Below are 15,335 nucleotides of genomic sequence, written 5' to 3'. Positions count from 1 at the left end.
CGGCGCAGCGGGCCTGACTGAATAGCGTTAGAAGCCAGGACACTCTCCCGGCTTTTTGCGGCATTGAAGAGAGTTGAAGAGAAACGGCTCTGGGGCACAACCGGAGCATTGGGCGCAGTTCAGGGGGCAGCGTGCTGCGTAGATTGGGGCGGTGGACCTTCGCAGTGGACGCGCCTTCTGGCCTCTGACCAACGGACTGATGCACACCTACCCGCCCCTGCTGGATCATGAGCAGGCAGACGTGCTGGTCATCGGGGCCGGCATTACCGGCGCCCTGCTGGCCGACGCCCTGAGCGCCGCTGGGCTCGACACGGTGGTGCTGGACCGCCGCGACGCTGGCTTTGGCAGCACCAGCGCCAGCACGGCCCTGCTGCAATACGAGATCGACACCAACCTCGTGGACCTGAGCGCCATGATTGGTCAGCCTGACGCTGAACGCGCCTACGCCCTGTGCCGGGACGCCATTGACCGGGTGCGTGACCTGACCGCTGGGCTGCCCGACGACTGCGGGTTCAGGGCGCGGGGCAGCCTGTACTACGCCAGTCGCCGGCGGGACGCCCAGCTGCTGCGAGAAGAACACGCGGCCCGCACCCGCGCCGGCCTGAACGTCGAGTATCTGGACGCCCGCGACCTCAAAGCCCGCTTCGGGATTGACGCCCCAGCAGCGCTGTACAGCACCGACGGCGCCGAGGTGGACCCCTACCGCCTGGCGCAGCATCTGCTTCAGCGGGCTCTGGGCCGGGGCGCTCGGGTCTACGACCGGACGGTAGTGACGCGCCTGGACGAGGACCGCCGCCTCTTCACGGCCCATACCGACCGGGGCGCACAGGTGCAGGCCCGCTGGGTGGTCGTGGCGACCGGCTACGAGGCAGAAACCTTCCTGGGGCGGCGCCTGGCGCAGCTGAAAAATTCCTATGCCCTGGCCACCGAGCCGATTGCCCAGACGGACGGCGAGCCGTGGCCTGAGGGCTGCCTGATCTGGGAGACGGCCCGCCCGTACCTGTATGCCCGCACCACCGCCGACGGCCGCGTGGTCGTGGGCGGCGAGGACGATGCCCACCACAACCCGGCCCGGCGGGACCGCGCCCTGGCGGCCAAGCAGCGGCGCCTGGAACGCCGCCTGGAAAAGCTGCTGCCTCACCTGAACCCTGAAGTGGCTTTTGCCTGGGCCGGCACGTTCGGCGAGACCAAAGACGGCCTCGCTTATATCGGCCCAAAGGCGCCCGGAGAGAGGCTCCTGTTTGCCCTGGGGTATGGCGGCAACGGCATTACCTATTCGGTGCAGGCGGCGCGGCTGCTCACCGCCTGCATTCAGGGCCACGCCGAGGACGACCTGCGGATTTTCCGTCTGGACCGGTGAAGGTCGAAGGGTCCAGGGAGAGGTATTCCCCTGGACCCTTCGGCGCTCTCGGCCTCTGACTCAGCTTCGCTGGTAGGCCAACTTGCCGTCCACCACCGTCAGCAGCGGCCAGCCCTTTAAGGCTTCGCCGGCCCAGGGGGTGAACTTGGCTTTGCTCTTGAATTCGGCTGGGTTCACCGTGCGCTCGGTGTCCAGGTCCAGCACCACCAGGTCGGCGGGGGCGCCGGCTTCCAGGCTCGGCTCGGTCCAGCCCATCAGGCGGGCGGGGGCCACGGTGAACAGGTTCAGCAGGTTTTGCAGGCCCAGCGTATCGCCAAACCGGGTGTACATCAGCGGAAACGCCAGTTCGATGTAGGCGATGCCGCTGGGGGCGTCCAGCAGGTCCCGTTCCTTCTCGGCGCGGGTGTGGGGCGCGTGGTCGGTGGCCAGGCAGTCCACGCTGCCGTCTTTCAGGCCTTCTAGCAGGGCGTCCGCGTCGGCCTGGGTGCGCAGGGGCGGGGCCACCTTGTAGATGGCATCAAAGGAGCGCAGCGCCTCGTCCGTCAGGGTGAGGTGATGGGGGCAGACCTCGCAGGTCACGGGCAGGCTGCGCGCCTTGGCCCCGCGCACCAGGTCCAGGGCGCGGGCGGTGGACAGGTGCTGAATGTGCAGCCGCGCTGGGCGCCCCTGCGCATGCAACTCCGCCACAATCTCGATGTCGCGGGCCACGCGCGCGGCCTCGGCCGCCGCCGGGTTGCCGGGCAGGCCCAGCGCCTCGCTGACTGGCCCCTCGTTCATCACACCGTCAGCGCGCAGCGAGGCGTCCTCGGCATGAACAGAGACCATCAGGCCCAGGCTGCCCGCCGTTTCCAGGCCCAGGCGCAGGGTGCGGGCGTTCTCGTTGGTGCGCCCGTCGTCGGTGAACATGGCGGCCCCAGCGGCTTTCAGGTAGCTCAGCTCTGCCAGGGTCTCGCCCTGCTGGCCCTTGGTCAGGGCGGCGGCCGGTTTCAAGCGCGCAAAACCCAGGCCTGCCGCCTTCTCGATCAGCGTGCGAACAATGGCCGGGTCATCTACGACGGGGCTGGTGTTGGGCATTGAGACTACCGTGCCGTAGCCGCCCGCCGCCGCTGCGGCCAGGCCCGAGGCCAGGTCTTCTTTCTCGGTCTGGCCGGGTTCGCGCAGGTGGGCGTGCAGTTCAATCAGAGCCGGGGCCACGGTGCCGCCCTGCCCGTCAATGACCTGCCCCTCTTCGGGTAGGTTCCAGCCCTTGATGACGCCGTTTTCGATGGTGACCGTTTCGGTGGCGCCCGAACCGACGCGCTTGATGTTGGTAATGGTGATGGTCATAGATGACTCTCCTTAGAGATCTTTAAGTGGTCTGATGAACCAATTGCAGAGGCCAATGATGAGGAGAACAGGTTCTCCGCATCGCCCGAATTCTGTATGGCGTGTAAGAGTCAGCAGCACATACTCCGTGCTGCCGTAGCGATCTCCTCTATCATCTTCAAATTCATTCAGTTGACAGGTCTCTATAAGTGCAGCTTTATCATTTTGCAGGACTTTAGAACAAAGAGTATCGCGTGAAAAACTGACTGACTCGAAAAGGTTCAGGAGGTAAGAATAGTGTGTTAGGGCCTTTTCAACGATGAGCAGATGGCCTTGACAGTAGGGCAGAGCTCTGGCCCTGATGCCCGTCTCAAAGAAAGTGTCCTTCGACGTTTCAAATCGGTCGCCTCGCCGTTCAAGTTCATACGGCCAGAACGTTTCCTGGAAGATGTCATTCAGGTTGCGGGTCTTGAAGCATGAGCGCGTCTTTACCCCAGAAGAAACGGCGGGGCTACATGGTATTGGCCGCATCCATTCTTCGTCCTGGGTGATCAAAAGAAAGTCTTCCAGTGTTCCTGACCGATCACAGGCGCTGGCCCACCCCTGCGCCGTGAATAGCGCAGTCAACCCTACTCGGCAGAATTTTGAGAGTCTGGCTCCGAGATTTGCTCGCTTTGTCGTCACTCGCCTAGTCATAGTTCAGTGGACTGGCGCAGGGATAATCGCCCGGCATGAGTGGGCTATAGACGAACGCCCGCCCGACTTCCGCCGTTCTATCTGCACTGCGGTCTAGCGTGAAGTGAATGACGGCCTGTTCCACCTGTCCAGGCAGAGGGAAGCGCAGTTTTTCCCAGCTCACACGGCACTGCCGAAACCCCAGCACGGGGTCACTGGCCAGGCCCAACTGCGCGCAGGTCACGGGTTGAGCGCTGTGCCCAGCCCGGTCTACCGCTTCGACCAGCCGCGAGAGCAGCGTTTCATACGCCGTTTCCCGGTTGCTCTGGAGAACCTTCGCGCCTTCCGCCACCGCCCGAATCTGAACCTGCTGGCCCCGGTACTCGTCCAACACCACGGTCCAGACGGCGCCGCTGCGTCGGGCCACCGTGTTCTGCTGCTGGGCAAAGAGCCGCGCGACCTCCTGCGGCCCGGCGCGGTAGGTGCGCTGGCAGGTGTCGTCCACCACAGGAGGGCACGGCTCACCCACCCCCAGTGCACTCAGCGTGCGCTCGGCGCTCATCATGGCCGGGCTCTGGTAGGGCGGCAGACACGCCAGCGCCGCAGTCTGGCTGAGTAGAAGGATGACAAGCAGGTGGCGCATCGCTTTCCCTCCTAGCGGATATCCGCTTTGCGAAACGGGACGCCGCCGTGGCAGCTGCCTCCGTCTGGGGCATACCACGAGTAGCGGCCCGGCGGCAGACTGGCATCGGCCCGCACCACCGTGAAGTCAAAGGTGCGGGGCCACTCGCCAGTGGCTGGCGTCCAGCGGCAGTCACGCACCACAAGCCCTGCGCCGCTCAGCCCCGCCAGCCCGCAGCTCCACCAAAAAGCCGACCGACCTGCGGCCCGGCTCAGGCGCTCAGTCACCCGTTCGTGGGCCGTCTGCCGGTCCGTGGTGAGGGCCACGCTGCCGCCAGGAACGGCGCGGAGCTGTGTGTCCAGCCCGTACCGCACTGATTCCGTCAGGTGCCAGGTGCTGCCCTGCTGGCGCAGCGTCAGCTCGGGCAGCGGCGCGCCCAGGTTCAGTCGGCTGACCTCACGGGCCACCGTCAGGCGCAGTGCAGCGGCCTGCGCCGCACCCAGGCGGTAAGCGGCGCAGCTGGACTCGTCCTTACCCGCACACAGAGGACTCGTGATTTGCGCCGCTTCAAGCGCAGCCTGAGCCTGCAGCAGGGCCGGACTGGGTGGCAGAGGACTGCACGCCCAGGCCTCACCGTGCAGGGCTGCCATCAGCCATAAGGCCGCCCGCCTCACCCTTACTCCCGGCCCACCAGCAGGTGGTACAGCACGCTCATGCGGATCGCCTGACCGTTTTCCACCTGTTTCAAAATCCGGCTGCGCGGGCCGTCGGCCGCCTCACCGCTGATTTCCAGGTCACGGTTCATGGGGCCGGGGTGCAAGACCACCGCGCCGCTCTCGGCCTCCTGCATCAGCCGCTCATTCACCTGGTAGGTGTCGGCGTACTCCTGAAGGCTGCCCAGAAAGCCGCCCGTCATGCGCTCGCGTTGCAGGCGCAGGGCCATGACGGCGTGAGCGCCGCGCACGGCTTCGCGCGGGTCAGTGGTCAGGGTGACGCCGGGTAGGGCTGCCAGCCCAGCAGGCAGTAAGGTCGCCGGGCCACACAGCACGACCTTGGCGCCCAGTTTGGGCAGCAGTTCGGCGTTGCTGCGCGCCACGCGGCTGTGGCGCACGTCACCCAGAATGGCGACCGTTTTGCCTTCCAGGCTGCCAAATTCCTGGCGCACGGTGTAGGCGTCCAGCAGCGCCTGGGTGGGGTGGGCGCGGCGGCCGTCCCCGGCGTTAATCACGGGCTTGCCGCTGTATTTGGCCACCAGATGCGCCGCCCCGGAGGCATGGTGCCGCACGATGTAGGCGTCCACCTTGTATGAGGTCAGCACTTCTAAGGTGTCGCGCAGGCTCTCGCCCTTGTTCACGCTGCTGGCCCCGGCGGCAAAGGTCAGCACGTCGGCGCTCATGCGGCGGGCCGCCAGTTCAAACGAGGTGCGGGTGCGGGTGGAGTTCTCGAAAAAGGCGTTGCAGACGGTCAGGCCTTGCAGCGCCGGAACCTTCTTCACCGGGCGGTCGAGCACCTGCAGCATGGTGTCGGCGTTGTCGAGGATGGCCGTCAGGCGTTCGGGGGTCCAGTCCTGAAAGTCCAGCAGGTTGCGGGGGCGCGGCCCCATGCTCACGGGCGCGTTCATCGCAGCGCCTCCAGGTCCCACAGCTCCACGCTGTCCACGCCGTCGGTTTCCTGCACCTTCACCTTCACGACTTCGTTGGCGGCGGTGGGCAGGTTCTTGCCCACGTAATCGGCGCGGATAGGCAGTTCGCGGTGGCCCCGGTCCACCAGCACCGCCAGCTGAATGCCCGCCGGGCGGCCCAGGTCAATCAGGGCGTCCAGGGCGGCGCGCACGGTGCGGCCGGTGTACAGCACGTCGTCCACCAGCACCACGCGGCGGTCACGCAGGTCAAACGGCACCTGCGTCTCGCGGATAATCGGCTGCTGCGCCACTTCCGAGAGGTCGTCGCGGTACAGGGTGATGTCCAGCATGCCGGTGGGCACGTCTACGCCTTCCAGCTCACTCAGCTTCTGGGCCAGGCGGGCCGCCAGCGGAATCCCGCGCGTATGCACGCCTATCAGCGCCAGCTGCTGCGCGCCCTTATTACGCTCGATGATCTCGTGGGCAATGCGGGTCAGCGCGCGGCGCACCTCGTCCGAGGTCAGAATCGTGGCCTTGGGCGTCATGCGCGCCCCAGCTGGGTAAAAAAAACGCCGCTCAGCACCGGCTGAGGGCAAACGGGATGACTCTGCATAGGCACTCCTTCTCCTGCCTCACGGGGCGGGTGCAGCCTCACGGGACTGCCGGGAAAGGACGAAAAAACGAATTGAGGACCATCGCACAGGCCACCAGAGCCGGCGCAGTCTGTGGCAGTGTACACCGCCGGCCCAGTCTCAGCCCACCTCGGCGGGCGACTGTCCAGCAGAGACAGTTCTTTAATGGCGCATCAAACTTGACAACATGACGCTCAGGTTTTAATCTATATCAAGTTGAGCGTGAGGCACTCAAGTTGGCCACACGCTTCCAGTCCCAGGAGGTACTTGCATGATGCGATTTGACCCTTTCCGTGAGATTGAAGAATTGACCCAGCGCCTGGATCGCACGTTTGGCCAGGCCAGTGCCGCCCCCACCCGCTTTGCTCCCCCCGTTGACGTGCATGAGGACGAGCAGGGCCTGGAACTTACCCTTGACCTGCCCGGCGTGACGCCCGAGGCCCTTCAGATTGAGGCCGAGAACCAGACCCTGACGGTGCAGGCCACCCGCGCCTACGAGCGCAAGGAAGGCCGCACCGCCCACCGCGTCGAGCGCGCCCATGGCACCCTGGCCCGCACCTTCAGCGTGCCGCCCAAATACGACCTGACCAAGGTCGAAGCCGAGCTGAACCACGGCACCCTGACCCTCCGCGTGCCCCGCAGCGAGGCCGCGCAGAAGCGCACGGTGACGGTCCGCACCGGCAAGGTGTTGGAGCAGGACACCGGCGCCAGCGCGTAAAGATAAAGGGCGAGCCTCCAGACTCGCCCTTGTCAAAGGAGAAAGTGGGAAGTGGTCAGTGGAAGAAGGTGCTCTCTCCACTGGCCACTGCCCACTTACTGTCCTTCCTGCACCGCCTCCAGCAGTTCCTGCGTGACCCGCAGGGCGGCCGGGCCCAGCGGCGCGCGCGTGACGCCCAGCAGGGTGCCCAGTTTCTCGCGGCGGGCGGGGGTCAGGGCCAGCCAGCGGCGCAGGTCGTCTCTGTGGGTGCGGGCGGCCTCGTCGCGCAAGTAGCGCACGGCCCCATCGTAGTAGCCGGCCTGAAAGGCGGCGCGCGCCCGGCGTTCCTGGGCCAATAGGCCAAAGCCCCGGGTGGCCAGCAGCACGCGCCGCGCCTCGTCCTCGCCGCCAAAGCCGTACAGGGCTTCCAGGCGGTACACCGCTTTGGGAAAGCGCAGACCTGCCGAGGCCCGCCACGCATGTGGCAGCCGGATCTCGAACTCGGGCCACAGGTGCAGCCGGGTCAGCAGGGCGGGGTACAGCAGCGTCAGGGCAATCTCGCGCGCGTCGGCCAGGGCCAGGAGCTGTTCCTGCACGCCGTGGCCGGGACCGGTGTGCGCCTGCCACGCGCTGTCTATAGCGCTCTGGGCAGCGTTGAGCAGGTCGGTGCGGTGGGCTGAGCGCTGGGCATCACTGAGGTTCCAGAGGGTGCGCTGAATGCGGCCGTAATGCCCGGTGGGGTCGTACAGCACGCGGCTGGTGGCCAGCAGGGCCAGCGGCGCTTCCTGCCGGGCCACGTTCCAGTCGCGCCACGCTTCAAGCTGCTCGTAGGAAAAGCGTTCGGTGACAATGCCCGCGCGGGCCTCGCTGAGGGGCGCAGCCAGACCACGTTCAAAGGTCACGAAGGTGGGCAGGCTGCCGGCCCAGGTGAACTCGGTGCCGTAGCTGCCGGCCTGGGCAACGGCCCGCACCTTGCGGTCGGCCATCAGGCGTTCGCCGACGCGTTCGGGGCTGTGGCGTTCGGTTCCCTGGCTGTCCAGCCCTTGTGGCTCGCTGCTCCTGGCGGGCTTCCTGCCTTCCCTGGTCACGTTCTCTCCCTTGGCGCGGCCGGGTGGCACGCGCTGCGGCAGCATAGCCGCTCTGGCCGCCGCCGCGCCGTGACGCTGATTAGTCTTGCCGCGCCGCCACGCTCTGGGCGCCCTGGACCCGGTCGCCCACGATGACGGCAGGCGTGTACCCAGCCGGGAGGTGAAGCAGCGCCAGCCCGCCTTCAGCCAGAAACGCGGCTTTGTGTCCAGCCCTCGCCTCGTCCCCTGCGCGCACAAAAGACGTGCCGTGCAGCCCCGCGCCTGGGGCCACCAGGGTCAGCGTCACGTCACCGTGGGCGGTACGGGTGACAGCGGTCATTCGTTCATTTTCCAGCGGCCCGCGTTGGGCCAGCAGGTCAGCGGGGCGACCAGTCAGGAGTCCCAGGGCCTCGCCCAGACCCAGCAGCGGCACATTCACCCGCGCGCCCGTGTGGCTGGCGTGAAGGAGCTGACCAGTGACCGGCTGGTAGGCGTAATGCACGTCCAGCGGCCCCACAAAGAAGCCCAGCAGCCACCCGTCGCTCACGGCCGTGCCGAGCAGGGCCGCCGCTTCCACAGCGGTCTCACCGGTGATCAGGCCGCCCTCCACCCGCCGAACAAAGCAGACCACCCCATCGGCTGGGCTGAGTACAGCACCAGCGTCAGGGGGCGGGAGCCGCACCGGATCACGAAAACGGTAGACGCTGCGGAGGTACCACCCAGCCGCAGCGGCGGCCAGCAGGGGCAGGGCGAAGCGCGCGCGCATAGGCCCAGTGTAGCCAGTGGGCCGCGCGCCCAGCGTTTACGGCGACTGAAGAATCTGCACGCTCAGCAGGGTGTCGGCGGCGGCCCCGGCGATAGGTCCAGCGTTGTTGTAGTTGCGCGTCAGTTTATCGAGCACGTCCTGGCCGGCCAGCACCCGCCCAAAAACCGTGTAGCTGCCGCTAAGAAAGTCGGCGGGCGCCACCGTGATGAAGAACTGGCTGCCCTGAGAATTCAGGCTCTGGGCGCGCGCCATGCCCAAGACGCCCGCGCGGTCAAAGCGCAGGCCGCTGTTCACCTCGGCGCTGAACTGGTAGCCGGGGCCACCCGTGCCCCACACCGCTTGCCGACTGGTATCAGCGCTCAGGGGATCACCGCCCTGGGCCATGAAGCCGTCAATGACCCGGTGAAAGCGGGTGCCGTCGTAAAAGTGGTTGAGCGCCAGAAACACAAAATTGTTGACGGCCACTGGCGCCGCCTTGGGCAGCAGTTCCAGCGTCACGTCCCCCCGGCTGGTCTTCAGGACGGCGCGGTACGTCTTGGCGGGGTCGGTGACCTGAGCCGGCGCCGCGCTAAAGGTGCGGACTGGCGTGGCTGACAGGGGCGCGACAGCCGTGAAGCTCTGGGCTGGCGCTGGGCTGGCAGGCGCCGTCGGTGCGGTTGGCGTGGTGGCCACACGGGCAGGCGACGGAGCCGCCGGCTGGGTCGTGGTGGTCGCCGCAGGCGCGCAGGAGGCGAGCAGTCCCGTCAGGGCCAGGGCAAACGGAAGGCATGAACGCATGAACTGCAGTGTTTCATGCACAAGATGAGAGAGGGGAGAGTGGGGTATAGGTGATACAGGAAGGGGGGTGCGGAGAGGCATGGGATGTGGGCAGTCGGGAGTAGGGGAGTAAGCCCGGACGCCCTCTCTTTGCTCCGCAGCTTGATGAGTTCCCTGCGGGTGAGGAGAAAAAACCTCTAGGCCGCAACAAGAGTCCTGTTCCGGTGGCATCCAGGCATAGGCGAGGCCTTTGAGTATCTCCACTCGCTTGGGGGCGGTTCCCGCCCGCCCTGCTACCTCAAGCGGCCCACTTGCGCTTGGGCGCGCAGGTTTTTTAATGGGCGAAGGGCGGCGTCGAAGCAAGACGTATGAACAGAGCAGTCAACACCGCCAGCTCAAATCAAAACGTTTGCCGGGCGTAGCGGGGCTCCCTCTGCCCCTCTGGGCAGGAGGCTGACCCTGTCATCAATTGGAGTCCCCCAATCCTCAGTCCAGCGGCAGGCTCGTGGTGTGTTTCTCCTGCTTGACCACAATCGTGCTGGCGGTATTCCTGACGCCCGGAATCGCCGCCAGCGTGTTCACCAGAAAATGCTGGTAGGCGTCCAGGTCCGGCACACAGACTTTCAGCAGGTAGTCGATGTCCCCCAGGCACAGGAAGCATTCCAGCACCTCGGGCCGCTCCTGCATTTTCTGGGCAAACTGCTCAAAGCCCGCTTTGGTCTGCTTGTCCAGCGTCACGCGCACCATGACCATCAGTTCGCGGCCCACCAGTTTGGGGTCCAGCAGCGCCACGTAGCGCTGGATGACCCCCTCTTCTTCCAGCCGCCGCACCCGGCGCAGGGTGGGGGCAGGGGTCAGGCCAATTTCATCGGCCAGTTCCGTGTTGGGAATGCGGGCGTCCCGTTGCAGGATGCCCAGAATCTGCCGGTCGGTGGCGTCCAGAATGGCTTGCGACATGATTGCCACTATTCTGGCACATTCGCGCAACTGTGTTGCGGCTCTGCCCCCAAATCCGGCCTGTGTTGGCAATCGTTGCCGCAGCCGAAACTGTTAATCTTGCGTTGAAAGTTAAACCACATCTGCCCGTAGGCCCTTGCCTGCGCGGCCTGCGAGGTCACCATGCATATTGGACTGCCCAAAGAAATCAAGGTCAAGGAAAACCGCGTCGCCCTCACGCCCGGCGGGGTCGCCACCCTGGTGCGCCGGGGCCACCGCGTCACCGTTCAGCAGGGTGCGGGCGTGGGCAGCGGCATTGCCGATCAGGAATATGTAGACGCTGGCGCCACCCTGGGCAGCGCCGACGACGCCTGGGCCGCCGAGATGGTCGTAAAGGTCAAAGAGCCGATTGCCAGTGAGTACAAGTACCTGCGGGCCGATCTGCTGCTGTTTACCTACCTGCACCTGGCCGCCGACCGCCCCCTGACCGACGCGCTGCTGCAAAGCGGCACAACCGGCGTGGCCTACGAAACCGTGCAGCTTGAAGACGGCAGCCTGCCGCTGCTGACCCCCATGAGCGAGGTTGCGGGCCGCCTGAGCGTGCAGGCCGGCGCGTACCACCTGCAAAAGCCCGTGGGTGGCCGTGGCGTCCTGCTGGGCGGCGTGCCCGGCGTGCAGCCTGGCCAGGTCACGATTATCGGCGGGGGCGTGGTGGGCACCAACGCCGCCAAGATGGCGATGGGGTTGGGCGCCAAGGTGACCATTCTGGACGTGTCGCAGCGCCGCCTGGCTTACCTGGATGACGTGTTCTTCGGCAAGCTGACCACCATGATGAGCAGTGAGGCCAACATCCGCGCCCTGCTGCCCGACACGGACCTCTTGATCGGCGGCGTGCTGATTCCCGGCGCCAAGGCCCCGCATCTGGTGACGCGCGACATGCTGAAGCTCATGCCGGAAGGCAGCGTCATCGTGGACGTGGCCGTGGACCAGGGCGGCTGCGTGGAGACGATTCACGCGACCACCCACGACGACCCCACCTACCTGGTGGACGGCGTCATTCACTACGGCGTGGCGAACATGCCCGGCGCCGTGCCCCGTACCAGCACCTTTGCGCTGACGAACCAGACGCTGCCCTACGCCCTACTGCTGGCCGACCACGGCGTGGCGGCCCTGGCCCGCAGCAAGGCGCTAGGCCTGGGTCTGAATACGCACCAGGGCAAGCTGACCTATCAAGGTGTGGCCGACGCCTTTGACCTGCCGTATGTAGCGGCGGAAGCGGCGCTGGCCTAAGAGAGACAGAACTAGAGATCGTCCCCTGCCGGTGAGGTGGGGGGCGGTTTTGTTTTGAGCGTGGCCCCTATCCCCAAAGTGCCGGGGAACAGACGTCGGCACTGGGCAAGAGTTTTTACTGGCGTTGGCGAGGTCGCATCTTTCGTTGACGGGTTTGGCCTCGACGCTATCCCCTGCGCCCATCGCAAGGGCCTGCACGCTGTGCGCACAACGGCCTTGCCTGAACCTAGGTGGCACTGGGACAGGAAGCCTTGGTGCATGCAATTGGTTCGACTTTTGAAAAACCACGCAGCGCGGCTCCTTACGACCGAACTGTCCTGCTAACTGTCCCAGGTGGAGGGGCAAGCTGGGGCCATGACACGCCTGGTTCGTTGGTTGACCCTGACCGCCGCCCTCGCCTCACCCGCGTTGGCCCAGAGCCAGCCTCATCCCCAGGCGGGCGCCACCTGGACGTTTGTGCTGGGGGCGCAGATGATGACGTTCAAGGCCAAGGGCACAGACAAGGATGGAGACGCGCTGGGGCAGGTTAACGTAGGTGGTCGCCAGTTGTCGGGCTTCGTGCTGCATGAAGCCGACGCTCTGAGGTTCGTGGCCGTGGACAAAACGACGTGGTGGATATGCCGGGTGCCGACCACTGGTCTCACATCCAGCAGCACAGTCCTGAACGGCGCGGCGCGGGTTTACCTGAGTCAGCGGGAAAGCGGTCACGACCTGGGCACCTGCCGGGGTGAAACCCGCAACCTGCTTCCGCAGGGCCAAGCGCTGACCTGGGCTGGAATTCCCGCCGTGGGGGACTGGGAAATAGACACGCCTGACGGCATCTACGCCGCCCGCCTGACGAGTTTCGGGAAGACGCCCAGCGGGCAGGCGGTCAAAGGCCGGCTGGGTGACCTGGGCGCGGCCCCCAACCTGCTGGCGCTGACCACCTATGACCCCCAGGGATTCAGCATCAACTTCGCCACGGCCCGCCCAGTCGAGTTGCAGACCGGCTGCCTGGCCAGTCTGGACGGTCTGAAAGATGGCGTGCTTCAGGGACAATACCTGAGCAGCGGCGGGACGCCCGTGGGCCTGTGTGTGATGCGGCCAGCGCGCACCACCCTCCCACGCCTGGCCAGCGCCCTCCCCCGCTGGCCGCTGGCACTGGGAGCTGGTCAGGTCTGGGAAATGGGCATGCCGGAGGGCACCTTTACCGGTGTGGCGGCGGAGCGCACCGCCTCAGGCGAGTTGACCGGCGGCTGGTTCGGGCCCACATCGGGGCTGCTGAGCATTGAGCGGGTGGACGGCGGCAGCGCCCAGGAGCGGGTGTTCTTTTTCCGCCACGACGACCAGGGCGTCATTCACGCCTGCGTGGTAGAGCAGGGCCGCGATATAGGGATTGCCAAGGTAGACCAGTTTGATGGGCCAGGCCTGCAACTGACCAACCGTGTCCTGGGCCGCGCCCTGCGTCAGGAAGGCGACGACCTCGAAGCTACGGGTGAATGCTGGGTGCGGCCAGTGGTCACAGGCCTGAAGTAAAGAGAAGGTGGGGAAGGCCGCTTCATCCCCCGCTGGTCTCACCCCCGACTGGCCACCGCCCACTTCTCTCTTGAGCCACCCGTCCCCCTGGTGGGGGCGTACCCTACAGCCATGCTTTCTCGCCCCAGCTCCATGATGGTGACGGCCGGCGCTGGTGGCCGCCGCCCCAAAGGCGACCCCCGGCAGCTGCGCCGCCTGCTGGCCTACGCCCGCCCCTACCGCGCCCTGTTTGTGCTGGGCGTACTGGCCACCCTGGTTTCCAGCGGCCTGAACCTGGCGTTTCCGGCGCTGTTTGGGCAGCTGATCGACGCCTCGTTTCTGAAGGTGGGCAGCACTGACACCGGCCCGCTGGACCGCACCGTGTTGGGCCTGCTGGGCATTTTCGCGCTGTCGGCGCTGTTCGGGGCCGCGCAGTCGTATCTGCTGGCGCGCGTAGGGGCAGGGGTGGTGGCAGACCTGCGGGGGGCGCTGTTTTCGCACCTGCTGACCCTCTCGCCGCGCTTTTTTGGCGACCACAAGACCGGCGACCTGACCAGCCGCCTGACCGCCGATGTGGCCACGGTGCAGGGCGTCTCGAGTTCGGCACTGGCGCAGCTGGCGGCGCAGACGGTCAGCCTGATCGGGGCGGTGATCTTGCTGGTGACCACCAGTCCGCGCCTGAGCCTGCTGACGCTGGCGGTGATTCCGCTGGTGATTGGCACGGCCTTTGCCATCGGCCGCCGCATTCGCGTGGTCAGCCGTGAAGTGCAGGACGCGGTGGCGAGCGCCAACGCCAGCGCCGAGGAAGCCATCAGCGGCGTGCGGGTGGTGCAGAGCTTTACCGCCGAAAACCTGGAACGGGGCCGCTACGGCCAGGGCGTGAAGCTGAGCTTTCTGGCCGCCCTGAAACGCGCGCAATTGCAGGCCCTGATGACCGGCACCATGAGCTTCCTGACGTTTGGTGCGCTGGCCGTGGTGCTGTGGTACGGCGGGCGGCAGGTTATGGGGGGCGCCATGACCCCCGGCAACCTCGTGACCTTTCTGTTCTACGCGCTGCAGGTGGGAGGCACGGTGGCGGCGCTGACGGGCATCTTCAACCAGTTTCAGGAGGCGCTGGGGGCGTCAGGGCGCATCTTCGAGCTGCTGGACGAGCGCAGCGACCTGCCCGAGCCGGCCACGCCCGCGCCGCTGAAGCGTGCCGAGGGCCGCGTCACCTTCGAGGGCGTGCAGTTTGCCTACGAAAACGCGTCGGTGCTCCGGGACCTGACGCTGGACGTGCCGGCCGGGCAGGTCGTGGCGCTGGTGGGCCCCAGCGGCGCAGGCAAGACCACCCTGGTCAGCCTGATTGGCCGCTTCTGGGATGTGACGGGCGGCGCCCTGCGGGTGGACGGCCGCGACCTGCGGGACTACGCCGTGGCGGACCTGCGCGCCCAGGTGGGGTTGGTGCCCCAGGAAACGCTGCTGTTCTCCGGCACCATCCGCGAGAACATTCTGTACGGCCGCCCCGGCGCCCGGCCCGAAGAAGTGGAGGCGGCGGCCCGCGCGGCCAACGCCCACGACTTCATCAGCACCTTTGAGCTAGGGTACGAGACAGTCGTAGGGGAACGAGGTGTGAAGCTTTCGGGCGGGCAGCGGCAGCGAGTCGCTATTGCCCGCGCCCTGCTCAAAGACCCCCGCATCCTGATTCTGGACGAGGCCACCAGCGCCCTGGACAACGAATCCGAAGCGCTGGTGCAGGCCGCCCTGGAACGGCTGATGCAGGGGCGCACCACCTTTGTGATTGCTCACCGCCTCAGCACCATTCGCACCGCCGACCGCATCGTGGTGATGGACGGTGGGCGGATTGTAGAGGACGGCTCTCACGCCGAGCTGCTGGCACGCGGCGGCCTGTACCGCGACCTGTATGAACTCCAGTTCCGCGCTGAGCAGGAAGGGCGGGCCGAGTTGCTGAGGCCAGCGGCCCTGACAACTTGAGCGGCAGGCAAATAGGAACTTGAGAGGGGGCAGCGGCCCTCTCTCTTTCGTTTGATGACAGGGTGTGGTGGTCCCGGTACGGTGGCGCATGTTGGCTCTGTTGCTCGCGGCATCTCTGACACAAACCCAGGTGACTGTGC

General features: G+C 66.4%; 15 protein-coding genes. 5 read left to right on the top strand and 10 right to left on the bottom strand.

Annotation, left to right across the window (positions count from 1 at the left end; genetic code table 11):
• Positions 1-151: 151 nt before the first annotated feature.
• Complete coding sequence (locus GO986_RS03435; RefSeq protein WP_369409117.1) at positions 152-1,360, top strand: NAD(P)/FAD-dependent oxidoreductase; 1,209 nt, start codon at positions 152-154, stop codon at positions 1,358-1,360.
• A gap of 60 nt (positions 1,361-1,420) precedes the next feature.
• On the opposite strand, the gene GO986_RS03430 is transcribed toward GO986_RS03435, so the two are convergent.
• The 6 genes from GO986_RS03430 to pyrR are packed head-to-tail and all read right to left on the bottom strand — an operon-like array spanning position 1,421 to position 6,128.
• Positions 1,421-2,686, bottom strand: a complete 1,266-nt coding sequence (locus tag GO986_RS03430) for a dihydroorotase (RefSeq protein WP_157457848.1) — start codon at positions 2,684-2,686, stop codon at positions 1,421-1,423.
• A 12-nt stretch (positions 2,687-2,698) separates the two neighbouring features.
• Positions 2,699-3,349 (bottom strand): hypothetical protein, encoded by a 651-nt coding sequence (locus tag GO986_RS03425; protein WP_157457847.1) that lies wholly within the window; start codon positions 3,347-3,349, stop codon positions 2,699-2,701.
• Between the two features lie 4 nt (positions 3,350-3,353).
• Positions 3,354-3,983: a hypothetical protein gene (locus GO986_RS03420; RefSeq protein ID WP_157457846.1), complete on the bottom strand. Its 630-nt coding sequence runs from the start codon at positions 3,981-3,983 to the stop codon at positions 3,354-3,356.
• 11 nt (positions 3,984-3,994) lie between these two features.
• Positions 3,995-4,612 (bottom strand): hypothetical protein, encoded by a 618-nt coding sequence (locus GO986_RS03415; RefSeq protein WP_157457845.1) that lies wholly within the window; start codon positions 4,610-4,612, stop codon positions 3,995-3,997.
• 26 nt (positions 4,613-4,638) lie between these two features.
• Positions 4,639-5,583 carry an aspartate carbamoyltransferase catalytic subunit gene (locus tag GO986_RS03410; RefSeq protein WP_157457844.1) on the bottom strand — a complete coding sequence of 315 codons (945 nt, stop codon included), beginning with the start codon at positions 5,581-5,583 and terminating at the stop codon, positions 4,639-4,641.
• Positions 5,580-6,128 carry a bifunctional pyr operon transcriptional regulator/uracil phosphoribosyltransferase PyrR gene (pyrR, locus tag GO986_RS03405; RefSeq protein WP_157457843.1) on the bottom strand — a complete coding sequence of 183 codons (549 nt, stop codon included), beginning with the start codon at positions 6,126-6,128 and terminating at the stop codon, positions 5,580-5,582. The genes GO986_RS03410 and pyrR overlap by 4 nt, the downstream gene beginning before the upstream one ends.
• 358 nt (positions 6,129-6,486) lie before the next feature.
• On the opposite strand from pyrR, the gene GO986_RS03400 reads away from it, so the two are divergent.
• Positions 6,487-6,933 (top strand): Hsp20/alpha crystallin family protein, encoded by a 447-nt coding sequence (locus GO986_RS03400; protein ID WP_157457841.1) that lies wholly within the window; start codon positions 6,487-6,489, stop codon positions 6,931-6,933.
• 95 nt (positions 6,934-7,028) lie between these two features.
• On the opposite strand, the gene GO986_RS03395 is transcribed toward GO986_RS03400, so the two are convergent.
• From GO986_RS03395 to GO986_RS03380, 4 genes are all read right to left on the bottom strand, one after another.
• The gene (locus GO986_RS03395) at positions 7,029-7,898 is read right to left on the bottom strand and encodes a hypothetical protein (protein WP_157458005.1); all 870 of its coding nucleotides are present in this window, start codon (positions 7,896-7,898) and stop codon (positions 7,029-7,031) included.
• A gap of 181 nt (positions 7,899-8,079) precedes the next feature.
• On the bottom strand, positions 8,080-8,745 hold the full coding sequence (locus GO986_RS03390) for a phosphatidylserine decarboxylase (RefSeq protein ID WP_157457840.1): 666 nt from the start codon (positions 8,743-8,745) through the stop codon (positions 8,080-8,082).
• 36 nt (positions 8,746-8,781) lie between these two features.
• A complete protein-coding gene (locus GO986_RS03385) occupies positions 8,782-9,522 on the bottom strand; it encodes a peptidylprolyl isomerase (RefSeq protein ID WP_157457837.1) in 741 nt (246 codons plus the stop codon).
• Positions 9,523-9,987: 465 nt separating this feature from the next.
• The gene (locus GO986_RS03380) at positions 9,988-10,458 is read right to left on the bottom strand and encodes an Lrp/AsnC family transcriptional regulator (protein ID WP_157457835.1); all 471 of its coding nucleotides are present in this window, start codon (positions 10,456-10,458) and stop codon (positions 9,988-9,990) included.
• Between the two features lie 162 nt (positions 10,459-10,620).
• Between GO986_RS03380 and ald the strand changes: the two genes are divergently transcribed.
• The 3 genes from ald (at position 10,621) to GO986_RS03365 (ending at position 15,195) form a co-directional block, all read left to right on the top strand.
• Positions 10,621-11,727, top strand: coding sequence for an alanine dehydrogenase (gene ald / locus GO986_RS03375; protein ID WP_157457832.1), 1,107 nt, complete (start codon positions 10,621-10,623; stop codon positions 11,725-11,727).
• Positions 11,728-12,081: 354 nt separating this feature from the next.
• Positions 12,082-13,242, top strand: a complete 1,161-nt coding sequence (locus GO986_RS03370; RefSeq protein ID WP_157457830.1) for a hypothetical protein — start codon at positions 12,082-12,084, stop codon at positions 13,240-13,242.
• Positions 13,243-13,353: 111 nt separating this feature from the next.
• Positions 13,354-15,195, top strand: a complete 1,842-nt coding sequence (locus GO986_RS03365; RefSeq protein WP_439648692.1) for an ABC transporter ATP-binding protein — start codon at positions 13,354-13,356, stop codon at positions 15,193-15,195.
• The last annotated feature ends 140 nt before the right edge of the window (positions 15,196-15,335 follow it).

It is taken from the genome of Deinococcus arboris, assembly GCF_009755355.1.
GTDB classification, from domain to species: Bacteria; Deinococcota; Deinococci; order Deinococcales; family Deinococcaceae; genus Deinococcus; species Deinococcus betulae.
Note: the sequence above shows the minus strand (reverse complement) of the source record. Positions and strands in the feature narration are given on the sequence as shown.